We start from the raw sequence: 19282 nt of genomic DNA, 5'->3' as shown, positions 1-19282 counted from the left end.
TTTCCTGGACGCCGGCTGAGGGGCCTTCGTTGGTCGAGCGACTGCCAATGTGATGCCCGCCGGAACGGGAGCGCAGCATCCCCCGGCGCACCCGACCTGCTGCCCCGGATTCCGAAGGATGCCGTTGTCCACAGATTCGCCCCGCCTGCTCACGGTCGTGCGGGACCCATCGGACGTCAGGTTCCGGAACATCGCCCGTGCCGGCGGTGTCACCGTCCTCGCGATCATGTTGCTCGTCGGGCTGTTCCTGGCCGTCCGGGCCGCCGAGGCCCTGCGCGTCGCCGGGTTCGGGTTCCTCACCACGCAGGCCTGGGACCCCGACGCGCACCGGTTCGGCATCGCCGCCGTGCTGGTCGGCACGGTCCTGATCGCCGCCGTCGCGATCGCGTTCGCCCTGCCGCTCTCGCTCGGCACCGCGCTGTACATCACCGAGTACGCACCCCTGCGGATCCGCAAGGCGTTCATCGGGCTCGTCGACCTGATGGCCGCGATCCCGAGCGTCGTGTACGGGCTCTGGGGCTTCTTCTTCCTGCAGTCGCAGATCACGCCGGTGTCGCGGTGGATCTCGCAGTGGTTCGGCTGGATCCCGCTCTTCTCGGTGTCGGGCGTCGACCTCGACGACCCGCTCGCGTCGCCGACCGCGTACACGGCCTCGACGTTCATCGCGGGCATCGTCGTCGGGCTGATGATCACGCCGATCGTCACCTCGATCATGCGCGAGGTGTTCTCGCAGGCCCCGCTCGGTGAGCGTGAGGGGGCGCTCGCGCTCGGGTCGACGCGGTGGGGGATGATCCGCTCGGTCGTGCTGCCGTTCGGCCGGGGCGGCATCATCGGCGGGACGATGCTCGGTCTGGGTCGGGCGCTGGGCGAGACCATCGCCGTCTACATGATCATCTCGCCGGTGTTCGTCATCCAGCCGCACATCCTGCAGGCCGGGGCGAGCTCGGTCTCCTCGCTGATCGCCCTGCGGTACGGCGACGCGACACCCTTCGGCATGTCGGCGCTCATGGCAGCGGGTCTGACGCTGTTCCTGATGACGCTGTGCATCAACTTCGCCGCGTCCGCCGTGGTCGCCCGATCGCGTTCGGGAGCGAGCAGCTAGCCATGACCGACACCACCCAGGCGCCGTCGGGCGTCACGTCACCCCTGCCCACCGTCCCCCTGTCGACGCCCGTCCTAGCCAGCCCGGTGACGGTGTCGACGCCCTCGGGATCCGGCTCCGGCACGGTCCTGCCGCGGCTCGAGCGGGAGTCCGAGCCGGCCCGTGGGCCCGAGGAGCGCCGGTTCAGCGGCACCCGGATCAGCGACGTGCTCTGCGTCGTCGGTGCCGCGGTCGCCTCGGTCTCGGTCACGTCGATCGTGTTCACCGAACTCGCCCCGGTCTCCGGACCGATCGCCTTCGCGGCCGTCGCCTACGTGATGTTCCTGGTGTTCTACGCGCTCCTCGTCGCCACCAACGAGAGCGCGGCCGTGGTCCGTGACCGGGTCGTCTCCGCCGCGGTGCACTCGCTGGCGTTCGTCGTTGTGGCCACGCTGGTGTTCGTCGTCTCGTTCAGCGTGATCCGGGCCACGAAGGCGCTGCCGCACTGGAACTTCTACACGCAGGACATGGCGCTCACCGGGCCGCTCGACCCGATGACCTCCGGCGGAGTGCTGCACGCCATCGCGGGGTCGCTCATCCAGATCTCGATCGCGCTCGTGATCACGGTGCCGCTCGGCGTGACCACGGCGCTGTTCCTGACCGAGGTGCCCGGACCCTTCGCCCGGTTCGTCCGCACCATCGTCGAGGCGATGACCGCGCTGCCCTCGATCGTCGCGGGGCTCTTCATCTACGCGAGCGTCATCGTCGGGCTCGGCTTCGACAAGTCCGGGTTCGCGGCGTCCCTGGCGATCAGCGTGATGATGCTGCCGATCATGATCCGGTCCGCCGACGTCGTGCTCCGCCTGGTGCCGTCGACGCTGAAGGAGGCGTCGATCGGGCTCGGTGCCGGTCAGTGGCAGACGGTGTGGCGGGTCGTGCTGCCGACGTCCCGCTCCGGCCTGGTCACCGCGATCATCCTCGCCACCGCGCGCGGCATCGGCGAGACGAGCCCGGTGCTGCTGACCGCCGGCTTCGCGCCCGACCTGAACCTCGACCCGACGAGCGGTCCGATGATCTCGCTGCCCCTGGCGATCTTCGAGTTCGTCAAGTCGCCAGAACCGAACATGATCGCCCGCGGCTTCGGCGCGGCCGCGGTCCTGATGTTCCTCGTGCTGGTGCTCTTCGTGATCGCCCGCGTGATCGGGTCGCAGACCGTCGCCACCCGTGAGCGCCGCAACGACCGGTTCCGGGCGCTCGGTCGCCTGGTCCTGCGCGGTGTCGCCGCCGCCGAACCGGTCTGGCGCCCCGTCGGCCGTTTCGTCCGCAGGCACGCCCGCCGCTACGTCCACCCGTTCCCCGCCGACGCCTCCCAGAAGGACCCCTCGTGAGACCCCGCAGAACACGCCTGATGGGCGCGGTCCTGGCCGCCGCCGCACTGGCCCTGTCGATCCTCCCCGCCACCGCGGCCGACGCGGGCGAGTCCTACGTGCCCATCTCGGGCGCCGGCTCGTCGTGGAGTTCCGTCGCGATCCAGCAGTGGGCCGTGAACGTGCAGCAGTACGGGATGAAGGTCCGGTACGCCAGCACCGGGTCCTCCGACGGCCGCAACCAGTTCAAGGCGGGCACCGTCGACTTCGCCGTCTCCGAGATCCCGTACGGCATCAAGGACGGTGGGGTCACCGACGTCCCGCCGACGGTCGGCTACGCGTACATGCCGATCGTCGCCGGTGGCACGTCGTTCATGTACAACCTCAGCGCCGGTGGCAAGCAGATCACCAACCTGCGGCTGTCCGGCCCGGTGCTCGCGGGCATCTTCACCGGCAAGATCACGAGCTGGGACGACCCGAAGGTCAAGGCCGACAACCCCGGGCTCGACCTGCCGAAGCGCCGCGTCGTGCCGGTCGTCCGGTCCGACGGGTCCGGGTCGACCGCGCAGTTCACCACCTGGATGAGCAAGAAGTACCCGTCCGAGTGGAACGCGTACTGCAAGCAGGCGGGCCGGCCGCTACCGTGCGGCATCACGTCGAACTACCCGACGGTCGCCGGCAAGGGGTTCATCGCCCAGCCGAACTCGCAGGGCGTGTCCGGCTACGTCGCCCAGAAGGCCAACGTCGGCACGATCACGTACGTCGAGTACTCCTACGCGTTGAAGACCGGCTACCCGGTGGCGAAGGTGCTGAACAAGGCCGGCTACTACGTCGAACCGACCGCCTCGAACGTCGCGGTGGGCCTGCTCGGCGCGAAGATCAACCAGGACAAGCGGTCGTCGTCGTACCTGACGCAAATCCTCGACGGCGTCTACGACAACCCCGACGCCCGCACCTACCCACTGTCGTCGTACTCCTACATGGTGGTGCCGACGACCACCGACGCGAGCCTGACCCCGGCGAAGGGCAAGACCCTCGGGGCGTTCGACTACTACTTCCTGTGCGAGGGGCAGCAGCAGGCCGAGGTGCTCGGCTACTCGCCACTGCCGATCAACCTGGTGCAGGCCGGACTCGACCAGGTGCGGCGCATCCCCGGTGTCGAGGCGAAGAAGATCGACATCCGGAAGTGCAACAACCCGACGTTCTCCGCCGACGGCAAGAACACCCTCGCCGTCAAGGCGCCGCAGCCGCCCGCGTGCGACAAGCTCGGCGCGACCCAGTGCAACACGGGCACCGGCGGGGCGAAGGGCACCACGACACCGACCCAGAGCGGTGGCGCGTCCGGTGGTGGCGCGGGCGGTTCCGGTGGCGGTACCGGGGCGGCCGGGGGCTCCGGCTCGGGCTCCGGCGGCGGTTCGGGGACCGGTGCGAAGGGCGGCGGGTCCGGGGGTTCCGGTTCCGGCGGCTCGGGCGGATCCGGTTCAGGATCCGGGAGCGGGTCGACGGAGCTCTCCGGCGGCAGCACCGGCAGCGGTGGCACCGGCGCGGTGCCCGCACTGAACAACGGCTCGCCCGTGCAGTGCGACGCCGACAGCGGTGTGTGCCAGAACGTGGCCGCCCTGCCGGTCGAGGTCGACGCGGCCGACGGCTGGACGCCGACCCGCACCCTGATGCTCTGCGCCGTGGCCGCACTGCTGGGCGTGGTCCTGCTGCCCCCGCTGATCGGCGTGCTCGTGTCCCGACGGAGGACCCAGAAGTGAAGAACCAGCACCTCGTCCGACTCGGTTCCGCGGCCCTCGTCTTCGGTGCCGTCACCTCGACCATCGCCGGGTCGTTGCTCGTCGCCACGATCCCGGCGTCGGCCACCGCGCCCTCGGCCACACCCTCGTCCGCGGTGACCAAGTCGTGGGTCGACGCGCAGGCCGCCCTCGGTCCGGGGGGATCGACCACCACGCCCGACCCCGACGCGGCCGACTTCTCGAAGATGTCGTTCACGGTCAGCCAGACCCGCGAACTCACCGACCAGGGCGTCACGGTGAGCTGGACCGGTGCGAAGCCGACCTCGCCGAGTGAGTACGCCACCGACTACGTCCAGGTCATGCAGTGCTGGGGCGACGAGGCGGCCGGGCCGTCCCCCGAACAGTGCCAGTGGGGCGCTCCGTCGTCGACCATCGCGGCCCTGACCGGCGTCGGCGCCGCCAAGCGCGACCTGGTGAACGGGGACGACCCGCTGCAGGACCCGACCCTGACCGGACCGGACGCGAACCCCGACCTGCTGCTCGACCCGCCCGTCGAGAACCCGTTCCTCCGCGCCTACCGCGTGCCCTTCCGGTCGGTCGACGGAACCCTGTCGAAGAGCACGACCGAGCTGTCGAAGCAGTTCGACGCGACGACCACGAACGAGGTCACGGCCGCGCGCACCGCGAGCGACGGCACCGGCCAGGTCACCTTCGAGACCCAGTCGGGGCTCGAGGCGCCGCAGCTCGGCTGCGGGCAGGACCGGCTGGCTGCCGGAAGGACGACGCCGCGGGACTGCTGGCTCGTGATCGTGCCGCGCGGCAGCCACAACCTCGACGGCGGCACCGCGGGGTCGACCGCCGCCGGTCGTGTCACCGGCTCGCCCCTGTCGGCATCGGCCTGGCGCAACCGTGTCGTGTTCCCCCTCGGGTTCCAGTCCGTGGCCCAGGCCTGCCCGATCGGCAACGCGGAGCAGCGTCTGGTCGGCTCGGAGCCAGCCACCGAGGCGGTCACCGCCTGGCAGCCCGCACTGTGCGGACTCGGCACGACCTACGGCTACTCGCAGATCGGCGACGAGGAGGCACAGCACCAGATCGTCTCGACGACCGGCGGGGCATCGCGGCTCGCCCTGGTGAACACGCCGCTCGACCCCGCGACCGCCCCGGACACGACCATCCGGTACGCCCCCGTGGCGCAGTCGGCGATCGTGATCGGCTTCTCGATCGACTACCGGCTGTACCCGGACGCCCCCGCCAAGGCGCGGAACGGGCTGCAGGCGCAGGACCTCACGCTCGACGCACGGCTCGTCGCGAAGTTGCTCACGCAGTCGTACCAGGCGGACGTGCCCGGCCGCGGCAAGGGCGACCCCACCGTGGCGGCGAACGCCTCGAGCATCGTGACGGACCCGGAGTTCCTCGCGCTCAACCCGACCTTCGTCGGCTCGAAGAGCGACACCGCCCCGGCCGGACTGATGGTCGCGCTCGGGGACACGAACGCGAACGCCCGGGTCTGGGCGTGGCTGCGGGCGGACCCCGTCGCTGCGGCGTTCCTCGACGGGCGCCCGGACGAGTGGGGGATGCGGATCAACCCCGCCTACCGCCCGCTGTCACTGGCGACCGACACGACGATCGACAGCTTCCCGAAGGCCGACCTGACCATCGCGAAGGGCGGCGACCGGGACGAGACCGGCTACGGCACCCTGGACATGCGCCCGTACATGAACGACATGCACGAGGGCGCCTACCGGACGCTCAAGGCGGACCCCAACCAGAAGGACTCGTGGAACCCGTTCGGGCAGCCGAAGGGCTACACCTCGCTCGGCGCCCAGGTGCCGGGGAGCCGGTTCCTGCTGTCGATCACCGACACGGCCTCGGCCGCCCGGTACGCGCTCCCCACCGCGAAGCTCGTGAACGCCGCCGGCGAGGCCGTCGCTCCGACCACCGAGGCGATCACGAAGGGCATCGCGACCATGCGGCCGTCGACCGTGCCGGGCGTCGTCGTGGCCGACCCCGCGAACCGTGACGCGGCGGCCTACCCGCTGGCCATGCTCAGCTACGCGGCCGTGAACGTCTGCGCCTCGAGCCCGGCGGAGCGTTCGGACTACGCCACCTTCATCCGGTACGCGAGTGGTGCCGGTCAGGTACCGGGGGAGAAGCAGGGCGAGCTCCCCGCCGGCTACGTCCCGCTGTCGAGCAGCATGCGGGCAGCGGCCGGGCAGGTCGCCGCTGGTCTGACCGACGCCCGGACGGTCGCCGCGGCGTGCCCGAAGCCGCCGGCGGCGTCGGCGCCGACCGAGCCGACGGCGTCCGGCACCGAGGGGGCGGTCCCACCGCCCACCGACACGACGGAGACCGTCACCGATCCCGTCACCGACCCGGGGACGTCGACCGACACCCTGCCGGACGCGACCGTCGACCCGGTGGCCGACGCCGCGCCTCCCGTGTCGACCAACGACGTCGACGAGGCGTCCGGACCCACCCAACGCACCCACGACCAGCCGCTCGCGGCGACCCGCCTGGGTCTCGCCGCGGCGCTCGGAGCCGGCCTGCCGGCGCTCGGCGTGGGGCCGTTCCTGATCCGCCGTGGCCGGAGGCTGGCGATGCTGGCCGCCGCCCACGTGTGACCGAGTTCCACCCACGACCGCTGCCACCTGGGCAGCGTCGAACCCACGAAAGGAAACACCAGCCATGAAGGTCAACACCTTCTGCAAGTCGGCAGTCACGTTCGGTGCAGCCGCGCTGATCGTCGGTGCCCTCTCCGTGCCGGCGGCCCAGGCCGACCCCGCGGGGAACGCGTTCGGCAAGCTCGTCGGCCTCGGCTCGGACACGACCCAGGACGTCATGAACGGCGTCGCCGCAGCGGTCGGGGGGAACCAGATCGCCTCGTACGACGCGACGAACGCCGGCCCCACCGTCGTCACGCGATCCGGCGGAGCGGCCATCCCGCGCGTCTCCGGCTCCGGTGCCGGCCGTGACGAGCTGCTCGTCTCCGTCGGTGCGGTCGCCAACAAGTCGGGCGTCGCCCTGGCCGACGGCACGAGCACGACGATCGACGAGTCCGTCGTCGGCCAGCTCGACTTCGCCCGTTCGTCGGGCGGCCCCGCCGCCAAGGACCAGTCGGCCGACGGCGTCCTGGCGTACGTGCCGTTCGCCCGCGACGCGGTCGACGTCGCCTACGCGCCGGGCAGCCCGCTGGCGAAGGTGCCCTTCTCCATCGGGGACGGGACGCAGGCCAAGACGGCCCCGACGCTCTGGAACGTCTACCGCGGTGACGTGTCCTACGTGTACTTCAACGCGGACGGCACCTACAACTCCGTGGGCGGCAGCGCGACGGGTCCGGACGGCACCAAGGCGTCCAAGATCCAGCCGCTCCTGCCCAAGTTCGGTTCGGGCACCCGCAGCTACTTCCTCGGCCAGCTCGGTCTGACCGACGCCTCGGGCTTCACGAGCACGAACTCCTTCGTCTCCGACACCTCGGCCGGCAAGCCGATCGAGGAGCACGACGGCACCGCAGTCGTCGCGGCCGACACCGGCTCGACGCTCGCGATCGCCCCGTTCTCGGTCAGCCAGTGGGTGGCGCAGGCCAACGGCGTCGGCGGGGTCACCGACCGTCGCCACGGCGTGACGCTCGCCGACCTCGGCAAGACCGCCGGCAGCCAGACCGCGGCGACCACCGGCAGCGGCAAGGCCTACGCGACCAACCCGGCGTACGCCGGCTTCGTCCGTGACGTCTACAACATCGTCCCGTCGCGCCTGGCGGACGACCCGTCCAGCGCGATCGCGAAGGCGTTCGTCGGCAAGGACTCGCTCGTCTGCAAGCAGACCGCGACCATCGCCGCCTACGGGTTCCTGCCGGAGCCGGCGACCAACGCCGCCACCACCTGCGGCTACGCCCAGCTGCGTGCCTTCCCCGCGTCGCTGAGCACCACCGCCCTGTCGATCCCCGCGAAGGCCGTCGCGGGCAAGCCCGTCAGCGCCACCGTCTCCGTCGACTCGTTCGGCAGCGGCGGCGGCACGGTCCGGTTCCTGAACGGCTCCACCGTCGTCGGGACCGGCACCATCGCCAAGGGCGCGAAGAGCGTCACCGCCCCGGTGACCCTGCCCAGCGGCACGGCCTCGGTCAACGCGCTGTTCATCCCGGCGCTCGCCGGCGTCGCGTCGAGCACCTCGGCGGCGTCCACGGTCACCGTCTCGGCCGCGACCGGCGTCACGATGACGGTTCCGCGTCTGACGGTCGGCAAGACCGCCAAGGTCACCACGACGATCACGGGCGGGAACGCCACGGGCGGCACCGTCACGATCGGGAACGGCACGGAGACCGTCGGCACCGCCAAGGTCGCCGCCGGGGCCACCACCGCCTCGGTCTCGTTCGTCCCGAAGCGCGCCTCGTACAGCCTCGTCGCCACCTACACCCCGGCCACGGCCGGCGGGACGGTCGCCACGAGCGCCGTGTCGACGGTGAAGGTCGCCAAGGGTGCGCCGACCGTGAAGGCCGGCAAGGTCAAGTCGGTCTCCGCCAAGTCCCACGCCAAGGTCACCGTTGCCGTGAGCGGCACCGGCGTGGTCCCGACCGGCAAGGTCACCGTCAAGGAGGGCAGCAAGACGCTCGCCTCGGTGTCGCTGTCGAAGACCGGGCGCGGCACCGTCTCGCTCCCGCGTCTCAAGGCCGGCACGCACAAGCTGACCGTCGTCTACGGCGGCGACTCCCTGTGGAACACCGCGCGGACCTCGTCCTCGGTGAAGATCACCCGCTAGTCCCCCCCCCCCGGCCGGTCCGCGAGGACCGGCCGGGTGCCCCACCCCGAAGACCCCACCCCCGAAGACACCACACCCCGAACACCCCGACGGACGGATCGATGACGAGCTTCACCTCCTGGTTGCCGGGCCGGCGACCCACCGGCGAACCGGACGCGAGCGGCCGCCGTCGCGCCGTCCGGACGTGGCGGCCGATCCGGGCGCTCCGTCCGTCCCGCACCCGGCGTCCGACCCAGCCGGTCAGTGGCTGGTCCCACGAGTCCGCCGGCCCCGCCGCCCGGGCGATCCCGGTCCTCGGCGCCCCCGACCGCTGGCGGTTCAGCGGGTCGGCGATCGTCGTCGTCGGGCTGTTGCTCGTCGGCTTCGCGCTGCAGTTCACGGCCGTGTCGCAGGTCACGTACTCGCGCGACCAGCAGCTCGCCCGTGACGCGTTCCGCTACCAGCTCGCCAACGCCACCGCCCCCGTCGGCCAGACCGGCACCGACGGCCGCCTGGTCCCCGAGGGCACCCCCGTCGCGATCGTCCGGGTGCCGGCGCTCGGCCTCGACACGGTCGTGCTGCAGGGCACCACGTCGGAGACCACCCGCTCCGGCCCCGGCCACCGTCGGGACACCCCGCTGCCCGGTCAGGTCGGCGCGAGCGTCGTCTACGGGCGCCAGACCGCCTACGGCGGCCCCTTCGGTCGCATCGACCAGCTCGACAAGGGTGCCGTCATCACCGCGACGACCGGGCAGGGGACCGCGAAGTACCGGGTCGTCGACGTCCGCCGCACCGGCGACCACGTCCCCGCACCGCTCGAGGCCGACGACGGCCGGCTCACCCTGGTCTCCGCCGCCGGGCTGCCGTTCCTGCCCGACTCCGTCGTCCGCGTCGACGCCGAACTCGTCTCGAAGGCCGCTCCCACCCCGACGCCCTCGTTCGGCTACGCCGCACTCGCCCCCGCCGAACTGACGATGGCCGGTGACGGCTCGGTGTGGCCGTTCCTGGTGCTCGGCCTGATCGTCCTGGCCGGCATGGTCGCGCTGTTCGCGGTCGGCATGCGCTTCTGGGGCCGTCGGCAGACACTCGTCGTCGCCGTCCCGGTGGTGCTCGCCGTCGGGCTCTCCGCGGCGTCCCAGCTCACCGTCCTCCTGCCCAACCTGATGTGACCGATAGAGACCACGATGCCCGGAACAGAAACCGAAACCCTCCTCGCCGAGTTCGACAGCTGGTTCGACCGCGTGCCGCCGGCACCGGATCCGTCGACCCTGCCCGCGACGCTCGACGCCCGATCCGTCTCCGCTTGGTTCGGCGACCACAAGGTGCTCGACCGTGTCTCGCTGACCATGCCGGCCGGCCAGGTCACCGCCCTGATCGGACCGTCCGGCTGCGGCAAGAGCACGTTCCTCCGCACGCTCAACCGCATGCACGAGCTCGTCCCCACGGCGTCGCTCGCGGGCGAGGTGCTCCTCGACGACGTCGACATCTACGACGCGTCCCGACGCATCACCGAGGCCCGGCGGCAGATCGGCATGGTGTTCCAGAAGCCGAACCCGTTCCCCGCGATGAGCATCCAGGACAACGTGCTCGCAGGACTCGCCCTGACGGGCGTGCGGCTCGACAAGGCCGCGAAGGCCGCGCTCGTCGAGGAGACCCTGACCAAGGCGGGCCTGTGGAACGAGGTCAAGGACCGCCTGCGGCAACCCGGCGGCGGCCTGTCCGGTGGGCAGCAGCAGCGGCTCTGCATCGCGCGGTCGCTCGCCGTCCGTCCGCGGGTGCTCCTGATGGACGAGCCGTGCTCCGCCCTCGACCCCACGTCGACCCGGCGCATCGAGCAGACGATCACGGAGCTCGCCACCGACGTGACGATCGTCATCGTCACGCACAACATGCAGCAGGCGCAGCGCGTCTCCGACCGCTGCGCGTTCTTCCTGGCCGAGGCCGGGACACCCGGTGCGATCGTCGAGCACGGCCCGACCGACGCGATGTTCCAGACACCGCAGGATCCGCGCACCGCCGACTACGTCAACGGTCGCTTCGGATGACGGACGGGAGGCGCGGTGCGGGCCCGCACCGCGCCTCCCGTCCGGCGGTGGTCGTGACCACGGCACCAGCGGACGCCCGTCACGCCTGTCCGGGCAGTACGGTCGGGGATGTGAAACATCAGAACCGAGCGATCGAGCAGATGCGGCGGAGCGGGGTCCGGGCGATCCTGTTCGCCATCATGGCGCTCGGGGCCTCGATGCTGAGCGCTCCGAACGAGGCGTCGTGGGATCCGGGGGTGTTCCTGCTCGTCGGTGGCGCCGTCTGCGCCCTGTCGATCTTGCCCGGTCGGCGTCGGCGCAGAGGCGCCTCAAGGGCCGAAATCTCCACGTCGGACTGGGTGGTGCTGTCGATCGGTCTCGGGGCAGGGCTGCTCGTCGGACTCCTCTTCTTCGACGGCTCGGCTGCCTTCGCCGCGCTCTTCCCGGTCCCGTTCGTGGCGATCCACGCCGCCGTGAGTCGCTCGGACGGAAGCTTGCGAGCCCGGTCGATCGTGCTCGCGGTGACGGCGGCGTTGGTCGTCGCGATCCTCGTCACGGGCGACGATCTGCAGCGCGGCTTCGCCGACGTCGTCCAGGGGGCCGTGGTCGCCGGCGTCCTGTTGACGCTCGCGTTGGTCCTCTGCAGCGCTGTGCGGAGACAGCGAGCCTGAAGCTGCTGCGGTGCACCCCAGCTGTGCGGGCCGCGTGATCGGTACGGTGGTCGCCATGGCCCGATTCACGCCCCCAGCCGCTGACGCGATGCGCGCCCGGCTCCTGCTCGCCGCGCGGGACGAGTTCGCTGCGGTCGGACTGGCCGCCGGCAGGGTCGAACGGATCGGTGCCGCGGCGTCGAGCAACAAGGCGCAGGTCTTCCACTACTTCGGCAGCAAGGAGGGGCTGTTCGACGCCCTCGTCGCGGACACCGTGACCGAGACGTTCGCCGAGGCTCCACTCGACACCGCCGACCTCTCCGCCTGGGCCGGCCGGGTGCACGACTCGTACGTCCGTCGCCCCTGGGCCCAGCGGCTCGCGACCTGGCACCGGCTCGAGCGCGCCGACGTCCCGCTCGAGTCCGTCGCGACGAGCTACGCCGACGCGGTGGCCGAGGTCGAGCACGCCCAGCGCGCCGGGGTCCTGCCGCGGGCGTTCCGTCCGGCGGTGCTCCTCGGGCTCGTCCTGCACACCGCGGCGTTCTGGAGCGCGACCGCTCCGGAGTACGACCCGCTGGTGCAGGCCGTGACGCCGCCGCGGCGTCGCCAGGTCGTGGCCGACGCGGTCACGGCCCTGCTTGGCGGGAAGCCCTGACCGAGCGATCCGCGGGCGCCAGCGTGAGCGCGCTCGGACTGCGCGTGCGGGGCGGAGCCGCACCGGGCCTCCTGGCCGTCCCTCAGTCGGCTGCGCCGGCGGCGACCCGCAGCGTCCGCTCCGCGTCGTCGAGGTAGTCGGCGAGCAGCGCCGAGGCGGCGTCCTGGTCGCCACCGCGCAACGCGGACACGATCGCGTCATTGCGTTCGACGAAGTCGGCGTGGAACGAGGCCGGGTCGGCGGTGGTCAGGAAGGCGAGCCGCATCTCGGCGAGCAGGCCGTCCATCAGGGCGTGGATCCGCTCGCTCGGCACCGCGCGCACGAGCTCGGCGTGGAAGCGGATGTCGGCCGTGCCGACCGCACCCCAGTCGCCCGCGGACGCTGCTGCCCGGGCGTCGGCGACCGCTGCGGCGGCCTCGGCGAGTGCCGGTGCGTCGGGGGTGCAGGCGCGCACGGCTGCCTCTTCGAGCACCCGCCGAGCCGCGTAGAGATCGGTGACGTCGGCGGCGGAGAGCCGGCGGACGAACACCCCGCGGTTGAACACGTGCTCGACCAGACGGTCGCGGGCGAGCAGCCGGAAGGCCTCGCGCAGGGTGTTCCGCGAGACCCCGAGCTGGTCGCTCAACCGCTCCTCGGACAGCTGCGCCCCGGGGGAGAACCCACCCGACGCGATCATGGTGCGCAACCGCGTGGCCGTGGAGTCAGCGCCGCCGACGGTTCGGGTCATGGCACCGATCCTGGCACGGGTGGCGTTTGTGAAGGGCGTGTTACAGAGCAGAACCGGCTCTTGCGATTGTTGAACAATGCGGTCCAGACTGTCCCGCATGTTCGTCCTCATCGGCGTCGCCGTCGTCATCGTCGGCTTCGCATTGCGCATCAATGCGCTCCTCGTCGTCACGGTCGCGGGCATCGTGACCGCGGCCATCGGCGGGATCGGTCCCGTCGGCATCCTCGACGCGTTCGGCAACGGGTTCGCCTCGAGCCGGTCCGTCACGACCTTCGCGCTCGTCCTGCCCGTCATCGGTCTGATCGAGCGCTACGGCCTGCAGGACCAGGCGAAGCGCCTGATCGCGAAGCTCGACAAGCTCACGACGGGTCGTCTGCTCGCCGGGTACCTGGTGATCCGGCAGGTCACCGCGGCGGTCGGCCTGACGAGCATCGGTGGCCCGGCGCAGACCGTGCGCCCGCTGGTCTACCCGATGGCCGAGGGTGCGGCGACCAAGAAGTACGGGCGGATCGACGACCGCATGCGCGAGAAGATCAAAGGCTACTCGGCGTCATCGGACACCGTCGGCGTGTTCTTCGGCGAGGACGTCTTCGTCGCCGTCGGCTCGATCCTGCTCATCACGACGTTCGTCGACTCGACCTACGGGCTGTCGCTCGAACCGATCGACCTGGCCCTGTGGGCGATCCCCACGGGCATCGCGGCACTCATCGTGCACGGCGGACGCCTGCTGCTGTTCGACCGCCGACTCGACAAGATGGCGGCGGACGCCCGTGCCGACGCCCCGACCCTGGGGGCAGCAGCGTGATCACCAGCGAATGGCTCTACTGGCTCATCGGTGCGTTCTTCATCGCCGTCGCCGTCCTGATCGTCACCGACACCGCGCACGCGAAGCGCCTGGGCAACGCGGCGTTCTGGGGCATCCTCGGCCTGTCGTTCTTCTACGGCACCTTCGTCGCCGCCGGCACCGTGCCGGCCTGGACGCTCGGGATCGCCGTCCTCGTGATGGTCGCGCTCGCCGGGCTCGGCTTCACCGGCACGACGAGCCGCACCCGGGTCGCGAGCATCCCCGGCGCCGGCACGGGTGCCGAGACCGGCCCCGCCGAGCCCACCGGCGTGACGCAGAAGATCACGGACGCCGGCAGCGGCAGCACGAGTGTGCTCGCCACCACCAGCCCGGACGAGCGCGCCGCGTTCGCGACGAAGTACGGCAACCGGCTCTTCATCCCGGCCCTCGTGGTGCCGGTGGTCGCCGTGCTGGTCGCGACGCTCGGGCCGCTCGTCTCGTTCGGCGGCGAACCGCTCCTCGCCGAGGGCAGCGCGACCCTGACCGGCCTGGGCATCGGTTCGGTGCTCGCCGTGGTCGTGGCGGTGTTCGTCCTGCGCCCGCCGAGGATCGCCACCCCGATCCGCGAGGGCGGTCGCCTGCTGCAGGCGATCGGCTGGGCAGCGCTGCTGCCGCAGATGCTCTCGACGCTCGGCATCGTCTTCACCCAGGCGGGGGTCGGTGACGCCGTCGGCACCATCATCAAATCGGTGCTGCCCGACGGCTCGCTGCTCGCCGCCGTGGTCATCTACTGCCTCGGCATGGCCCTGTTCACGATCATCATGGGCAACGCGTTCGCCGCGTTCCCGATCATGACGGCCGCGATCGGCTGGCCCGTCCTGGTGCAGGGCTTCGACGGCAACCCCGCCGCGATCTTCGCGATCGGCATGCTCGCCGGCTTCTGCGGCACGCTCGTCACCCCGATGGCCGCGAACTTCAACCTGGTGCCGGCCGCCCTGCTCGAGATGCGGGACAAGTACGGCCCGATCAAGGCGCAGATCCCCACCGCCGCCATCCTGCTCGTCGTCAACATGGGAGTCATGTACCTTGTCGCATTCTGATGCCGCCCCGATCGACCTGACCCGGGCCGCCTGGGCCGACCGCTTCGCGGCCGTCGCCACGGACAACACGACCCGCGAGTACCCGTACGCCGCGCACCACGCGACGTCCGGACCGGACGACCGGGCCCTGCCCGTCGAGCTCCACCCCGCCTTCGCCACGTCGTACGACTGGCACTCGTCGGTGCACATGCACTGGCTCGCGGCGCGCCTGGTCGCGCACGGCCTGCCCACCGACCTGGAGGCCCGGCTCACCTCGATCCTGCAGGCGCACCTCACGACGGATCACCTCGCGACCGAGGCCGCTTACCTGCGCGAGACGCCGCACTACGAGCGCCCCTACGGCTGGGCGTGGCTCGCGCGGCTCGCCGCAGAGGTGTCGGCATCCGAGGCACCCGCTGTCCGGGCACTGGCACCGGGGTTCGCACCCGTCGTCGACGTCCTCGAAGACCTGGTCGTCCGGTGGATCGACGGCGCCGCGCACCCCGTCCGGCACGGCGTGCACTCGAACTCCGCGTTCGGACTGCTGCTCGTGCTCGAGGCCGCCCGGTCGCTCGACCGTCCGGCCCTGGCGGCAGCGGTCGAGGGCGCTGCGAAGGACTGGTTCGGCGCGGACGCCGGGTGGCCGTTCGCCTGGGAGCGGAGCGGGCACGACTTCCTGTCCGCGGGCCTGGCCGAAGCCGACCTGATGCGGGCGGTGCTGCCCGCCGCGGAGTTCGCCACGTGGGCCCGCGGCTTCTTCGCCGCGGTGCAGCCGGGTGACGCGATCCTGCGGTCGACGGTGGTCCGTGACGAGAACGACCCGCAGCAGGTGCACCTGTTCGGGCTCGACCTGTCGCGGGCGGGCTCGGCCCGGCGCATCGCGGACGCACTCCGCGCCGGCGGTCCGGACGACTCCGGCACCGGCATCGCCGACCTGCTCGACGACGCGGCCGACCGGCTGCTCGCCTCGGGGCTCGCGGCGAGCGTGGGCGAGGAGTACTACTCCACCCACTGGCTGGCGAGCTTCGCCTGGGACGCCATGGAGGCCCGGGAGCACGCCGCTCGCTGACCGTCTTCGGGAGCGCTGATCGTCTGCGGACACGTCGAGGATCCGGAGGTACCTTCGGGGCCATGAGCGATCCGAAGGACGACGAGACCCTCGACGACTTCCGCGAGGCGCAGGAGACCGACTACGAACCGGAGCCGACCGTGCTCGACCCCGACGACCTGCCGGTGGTCGACGACGCGGACGACGAACTGCTCCCCGACGACGACCGACCGGTGCCGCTCGACACCGACGACGACGCGATCTGAGCGATCGCGCCGTCGTCGTGCCGCGGCACCGGCGTGGGCCTCGGCGTCAGCTTCGGCGTGCGCTCAGTCGAGCGGGAGAGTCCGCGCGAAGGTGCGGGTGACCGGCGTCGCGGCGAGGAACGGTGCCATCGCCGGAGCGCCCTCCGGCGTCGCACGCCAGGCCACGTAGGTGTCGTGGTCCTCGGGGGTCGTCCACGACTCGACGACGACCATGCGCGCCGGGTCCTCGTCGTCGACCAGGACCTCGAGCGACTCCAGGCCGTGGAACGACGCGGTCTGTTCGAGCGTCTCGCGGATCGCACCCTGGAGTGCGTCTTCGGGGGCGTCGCTCTGGAACTGGACCTCGAGCAGGACGGTCATCGACATGGGGAACCTTTCGTCAGCGGTGTCCAAGCCAACCCCTGACCCCCTGCGCTTGTTCCGGGTCGGTCAGCCGAGGATGCGGAACCGGAGCGGATCGCCCGGACGGAGCTGCGCAGCGAGGTCGATCGACGACGGTGTCAGGACCGCGACGACCGGGTAACCGCCGGTCACCGGGTGGTCGGCGAGGAACAGCACGGGGAAGCCCTCGGGTGGCACCTGCAGTGACCCGGTCTCAACGCCCTCACTCGGCAGCTCGCGTGCCACGGAGCGGGCGAGCGGCGTCGCGGCCGTGGTGCGGACCCCCACGCGGTCGCTGTCCGCACTGACGGAGAAGTCCTGGCCGGTCAGGGTCGTGCGCCACGCCGGGGTGAACCAGTCGTCGCGCGGTCCGGGCACCACGTCGAGCACGACCGACTCGTCGGGCCACCGCGGCTCGGGCTGCGGCACCGCGTCGACGATCGGCCACGACACCCGGGCGTCACCGACGGGCAGGACGTCACCGGCCGACAGTGGCGGCGGACCGAGGCGCGCGAGGGAGTCCCACGAGCGGCTGCCGAGCACCGGGTCGACCGCGAAGCCCCCGAGGACCGCGACGTAGGCGCGCAGGCCCACGGTCGCGGTGCCGATCCGGAGCGTGTCGCCCGGGGCCAGCAGCAGCACCTCGTGCGAGGCGGCACCGCGGACCGATCCGTCCGCCCGCTCGACCTCGACGGGGCAGGCCGCGCCGGTGGTGGCCGCGACCACGTACGCGTCGGCGCGGAGCGTGACGGAGCCGAGCAGAGCCTCCAGGACGGCCGCGTCGGGACGGTTGCCGACCAGCCGGTTGGCGAGCGCCGCGGAGCCGCGGTCGGCTGCTCCGGCCGCCCCGAGGCCCATGTCGCTGAAGCCCGGGCGCCCGAGGTCCTGCGTGGTCGCGCCGTAGCCGACCTGCACGACGGTCAGCGCGGTCATGCCGCACCCGCCACGACGAAGCGGACGAGCGTGCCGGCGGGCGCGAGCGCCGGAGGCGTGCGCTCGAGGGACCACATCGGCACCTCGGTGCGGCCGATGAGCTGCCAGCCGCCGGGCGATGTCCGCGGGTAGACGGCGCTGAACTCGCCGGCCAACGCCACGGCGCCGCTGGGGACGGCTGTGCGGGCGGTGCTGCGGCGGGGCAGGTCGAGCGGGCGATCGCTGCGGGTGAGGTAGCTGAAGCCGGGGGCGAAGCCGCAGAACGCGCTCGTCCAGAGCTGCCCGGTGTGCCACGCCACGAGCTCGTCGCGCCGCATGCCGGTCAGTTCGGTGACGGTGTCCAGGTCCTCACCGTCGTAGGTGACGGGGATGACGAGCGGCTCGGAGTCGTGCGCTTCGAGGGCTGCGCTGACCGGGGCGACCTGCGTGAGCTCCGAGCGGAGTCGCCCGGCGTCCGTCGCAGTCGGGTCGAACCGGAGCAGCAGCGTCCGGGCGCCGGAGACGACCTCGGTCAGCCCCGGCAGGGTGGCCTGTGCGAGTCCGGCGCGGAAGGCGACGACGTCGGCGAGGGACCCGAACGTGGCGAGGAGTGCGGTGCCGCCCGCGGAGCGGACCTCCGGACCAGTCACGGTGCGAAGTGCGCGATCGTCACGCCGTGCTCGGTCAGCAGCGCTCGGATGGCCCGGGCCATCGCGACCGCGTCGGGGGAGTCACCGTGCACGCAGACCGAGTCGGCACGCACGGCGATCTCGGACCCGTCGACGGCGGTCGCGACCCCGTCGGTGACCATGCGGAGCACCCGGGCTGCGACCTCGTCCGGGTCGTGCAGCACCGACCCCGGCTGCTTCCGTGACACCAGCGAGCCGTCGGGTTCGTAGGCACGGTCGGCGAAGGACTCGCTCACCGCGCGGAGCCCGTGCCGCTCGGCTGCCAGCAGCAGTTCCGACCTGGGCAGCGCGAGCACGGCGAGCGACGGGTCGACCTCGGCCACGGCGCGGACGACGGCCTCGGCCTGCACCGGGTCGGCGCAGGCGGTGTTGTACAGGGCGCCGTGCGGCTTGACGTAGGTGACGGCCGTGCCGGCGACGTGCGCGGTGGCGGCCATCGCGCCGAGCTGGTGCACGACGTCCGCGTACAGCTCGTCGGGGGTGACGTGCACGGGCCGGCGGCCGAACCCGATCAGGTCGCGGTAGGCCACGTGCGCGCCGATCGCCACACCACGCTCGGCGGCGGCGCGGGCGGTGGCGAGCATGATCGTCGGGTCACCGGCGTGGAACCCGCAGGCGACGTTCGCGCTCGAGACGACGTCGAGCATCGCGGCGTCGTCGCCCATGGCCCAGGCGCCGAAGCCCTCGCCCAGGTCGCTGTTCAGGTCGATCGTCGTCACGGGTGCTCCCTGTCGTCGCGGGTTGTTGAACAATCTACCGATCACCCCGGTCCCTGTCATCCGCTTCCCCGGCCGGACGGTGGTTTCCGAGGTGCGCCACGTACTGTCCGAGTCCTCAGTACCACCGGCGGCAGTGCTGCCGGATCGATCTCTGCACTGGAGCAGCTCATGACCGACAGTGACAACACGCACGACGCCCCGAAGAACGACTCCGAGGGCACCGAGAAGCCGGGCGGCCTCGGCGACGACAACACCATCCCGAACAACCCCGACGGCCTCGCCGCGGGTCACACGGGTGACGACTCGCACTTCAACCCGGAAGAGGACGGCGAGCACTAGCGGCTCCTTTCCGGCCTGCGGGTCGATGCAGAACGACACCGTCGTTGTCTTCCGACAACGGCGGTGTCGTTCTGCGTCGGCACGCATCCGC

Annotated in this window: 19 protein-coding genes; 14 read left to right on the top strand and 5 right to left on the bottom strand. The window is 71.9% G+C overall.

Annotated features, from left to right (window positions below):
- Window positions 1-118: 118 nt before the first annotated feature.
- From pstC to DEJ08_RS15115, 9 genes are all read left to right on the top strand, one after another.
- Window positions 119-1102: a phosphate ABC transporter permease subunit PstC gene (gene pstC / locus DEJ08_RS15155; protein WP_111039792.1), complete on the top strand. Its 984-nt coding sequence runs from the start codon at window positions 119-121 to the stop codon at window positions 1100-1102.
- A gap of 2 nt (window positions 1103-1104) precedes the next feature.
- Complete coding sequence (gene pstA, locus DEJ08_RS15150) at window positions 1105-2469, top strand: phosphate ABC transporter permease PstA (protein ID WP_111055171.1); 1365 nt, start codon at window positions 1105-1107, stop codon at window positions 2467-2469.
- Window positions 2466-4208 (top strand): phosphate ABC transporter substrate-binding protein PstS, encoded by a 1743-nt coding sequence (gene pstS, locus DEJ08_RS15145; protein ID WP_258367209.1) that lies wholly within the window; start codon window positions 2466-2468, stop codon window positions 4206-4208. The genes pstA and pstS overlap by 4 nt, the downstream gene beginning before the upstream one ends.
- Window positions 4205-6808, top strand: coding sequence for a hypothetical protein (locus tag DEJ08_RS15140; protein WP_181439044.1), 2604 nt, complete (start codon window positions 4205-4207; stop codon window positions 6806-6808). Before pstS ends, DEJ08_RS15140 begins: the two co-directional genes overlap by 4 nt.
- A 64-nt stretch (window positions 6809-6872) precedes the next feature.
- Window positions 6873-8939 (top strand): Ig-like domain repeat protein, encoded by a 2067-nt coding sequence (locus tag DEJ08_RS15135; RefSeq protein ID WP_111055168.1) that lies wholly within the window; start codon window positions 6873-6875, stop codon window positions 8937-8939.
- Between the two features lie 101 nt (window positions 8940-9040).
- Window positions 9041-10087, top strand: coding sequence for a sortase (locus tag DEJ08_RS15130; protein WP_111055481.1), 1047 nt, complete (start codon window positions 9041-9043; stop codon window positions 10085-10087).
- A gap of 99 nt (window positions 10088-10186) precedes the next feature.
- A complete protein-coding gene (locus DEJ08_RS15125) occupies window positions 10187-10963 on the top strand; it encodes a phosphate ABC transporter ATP-binding protein (protein ID WP_228513776.1) in 777 nt (258 codons plus the stop codon).
- 47 nt (window positions 10964-11010) lie between these two features.
- Window positions 11011-11613 (top strand): hypothetical protein, encoded by a 603-nt coding sequence (locus DEJ08_RS15120; RefSeq protein WP_284180480.1) that lies wholly within the window; start codon window positions 11011-11013, stop codon window positions 11611-11613.
- Window positions 11614-11668: 55 nt separating this feature from the next.
- Window positions 11669-12247, top strand: a complete 579-nt coding sequence (locus DEJ08_RS15115; RefSeq protein WP_111055479.1) for a TetR/AcrR family transcriptional regulator — start codon at window positions 11669-11671, stop codon at window positions 12245-12247.
- An 82-nt stretch (window positions 12248-12329) separates the two neighbouring features.
- On the opposite strand, the gene DEJ08_RS15110 is transcribed toward DEJ08_RS15115, so the two are convergent.
- Window positions 12330-12974, bottom strand: a complete 645-nt coding sequence (locus DEJ08_RS15110) for a GntR family transcriptional regulator (protein ID WP_111024726.1) — start codon at window positions 12972-12974, stop codon at window positions 12330-12332.
- 97 nt (window positions 12975-13071) lie between these two features.
- On the opposite strand from DEJ08_RS15110, the gene DEJ08_RS15105 reads away from it, so the two are divergent.
- The 4 genes from DEJ08_RS15105 (at window position 13072) to DEJ08_RS15090 (ending at window position 16151) form a co-directional block, all read left to right on the top strand.
- On the top strand, window positions 13072-13779 hold the full coding sequence (locus tag DEJ08_RS15105) for a DUF969 domain-containing protein (RefSeq protein WP_027465970.1): 708 nt from the start codon (window positions 13072-13074) through the stop codon (window positions 13777-13779).
- Window positions 13776-14858 carry a DUF979 domain-containing protein gene (locus DEJ08_RS15100; RefSeq protein ID WP_111032726.1) on the top strand — a complete coding sequence of 361 codons (1083 nt, stop codon included), beginning with the start codon at window positions 13776-13778 and terminating at the stop codon, window positions 14856-14858. Before DEJ08_RS15105 ends, DEJ08_RS15100 begins: the two co-directional genes overlap by 4 nt.
- Complete coding sequence (locus DEJ08_RS15095) at window positions 14845-15906, top strand: DUF2891 family protein (protein WP_258367280.1); 1062 nt, start codon at window positions 14845-14847, stop codon at window positions 15904-15906. The genes DEJ08_RS15100 and DEJ08_RS15095 overlap by 14 nt, the downstream gene beginning before the upstream one ends.
- Before the next feature lie 62 nt (window positions 15907-15968).
- Window positions 15969-16151 (top strand): hypothetical protein, encoded by a 183-nt coding sequence (locus DEJ08_RS15090; RefSeq protein WP_110860976.1) that lies wholly within the window; start codon window positions 15969-15971, stop codon window positions 16149-16151.
- A gap of 63 nt (window positions 16152-16214) precedes the next feature.
- Here the strand turns inward: DEJ08_RS15090 and DEJ08_RS15085 are convergent, their stop codons facing one another.
- The 4 genes from DEJ08_RS15085 to DEJ08_RS15070 all read right to left on the bottom strand — a co-directional run bounded on the left by DEJ08_RS15085 (window position 16215) and on the right by DEJ08_RS15070 (window position 18852).
- Entirely contained in the window at window positions 16215-16517 is a 303-nt protein-coding gene (locus DEJ08_RS15085; protein ID WP_071405925.1) for a putative quinol monooxygenase, read from the bottom strand.
- Between the two features lie 63 nt (window positions 16518-16580).
- On the bottom strand, window positions 16581-17465 hold the full coding sequence (locus DEJ08_RS15080; RefSeq protein WP_111055478.1) for a 5-oxoprolinase subunit C family protein: 885 nt from the start codon (window positions 17463-17465) through the stop codon (window positions 16581-16583).
- Window positions 17462-18094 (bottom strand): 5-oxoprolinase subunit B family protein, encoded by a 633-nt coding sequence (locus DEJ08_RS15075; protein ID WP_111055477.1) that lies wholly within the window; start codon window positions 18092-18094, stop codon window positions 17462-17464. The genes DEJ08_RS15080 and DEJ08_RS15075 overlap by 4 nt, the downstream gene beginning before the upstream one ends.
- Entirely contained in the window at window positions 18091-18852 is a 762-nt protein-coding gene (locus tag DEJ08_RS15070; RefSeq protein ID WP_111055476.1) for a LamB/YcsF family protein, read from the bottom strand. Before DEJ08_RS15070 ends, DEJ08_RS15075 begins: the two co-directional genes overlap by 4 nt.
- A 168-nt stretch (window positions 18853-19020) precedes the next feature.
- Here DEJ08_RS15070 and DEJ08_RS15065 point away from each other — a divergent pair, with 168 nt between their 5' ends.
- Complete coding sequence (locus DEJ08_RS15065; RefSeq protein WP_164941189.1) at window positions 19021-19191, top strand: hypothetical protein; 171 nt, start codon at window positions 19021-19023, stop codon at window positions 19189-19191.
- The last annotated feature ends 91 nt before the right edge of the window (window positions 19192-19282 follow it).

The sequence above is a fragment of the Curtobacterium sp. MCLR17_054 genome (genome assembly GCF_003234335.2).
Classification (GTDB): Bacteria; Actinomycetota; Actinomycetes; order Actinomycetales; family Microbacteriaceae; genus Curtobacterium; species Curtobacterium flaccumfaciens.
This window is presented reverse-complemented; position numbering and strand designations above follow the sequence as displayed.

What these genes read in the sequence shown, in the direction of transcription:
- DEJ08_RS15065 (WP_164941189.1), top strand. Translation starts at nt 19,021, where the DNA reads ATGACCGACAGTGACAACACGCACGACGCCCCGAAGAACGACTCCGAG.
- DEJ08_RS15105 (WP_027465970.1), top strand. Translation starts at nt 13,072, where the DNA reads ATGTTCGTCCTCATCGGCGTCGCCGTCGTCATCGTCGGCTTCGCATTG.
- DEJ08_RS15085 (WP_071405925.1), bottom strand. Translation starts at nt 16,517, where the DNA reads ATGTCGATGACCGTCCTGCTCGAGGTCCAGTTCCAGAGCGACGCCCCC.
- DEJ08_RS15135 (WP_111055168.1), top strand. Translation starts at nt 6,873, where the DNA reads ATGAAGGTCAACACCTTCTGCAAGTCGGCAGTCACGTTCGGTGCAGCC.
- DEJ08_RS15110 (WP_111024726.1), bottom strand. Translation starts at nt 12,974, where the DNA reads ATGACCCGAACCGTCGGCGGCGCTGACTCCACGGCCACGCGGTTGCGC.
- pstC (WP_111039792.1), top strand. Translation starts at nt 119, where the DNA reads ATGCCGTTGTCCACAGATTCGCCCCGCCTGCTCACGGTCGTGCGGGAC.
- DEJ08_RS15080 (WP_111055478.1), bottom strand. Translation starts at nt 17,465, where the DNA reads ATGACCGCGCTGACCGTCGTGCAGGTCGGCTACGGCGCGACCACGCAG.
- DEJ08_RS15130 (WP_111055481.1), top strand. Translation starts at nt 9,041, where the DNA reads ATGACGAGCTTCACCTCCTGGTTGCCGGGCCGGCGACCCACCGGCGAA.
- pstA (WP_111055171.1), top strand. Translation starts at nt 1,105, where the DNA reads ATGACCGACACCACCCAGGCGCCGTCGGGCGTCACGTCACCCCTGCCC.
- DEJ08_RS15090 (WP_110860976.1), top strand. Translation starts at nt 15,969, where the DNA reads ATGAGCGATCCGAAGGACGACGAGACCCTCGACGACTTCCGCGAGGCG.
- DEJ08_RS15115 (WP_111055479.1), top strand. Translation starts at nt 11,669, where the DNA reads ATGGCCCGATTCACGCCCCCAGCCGCTGACGCGATGCGCGCCCGGCTC.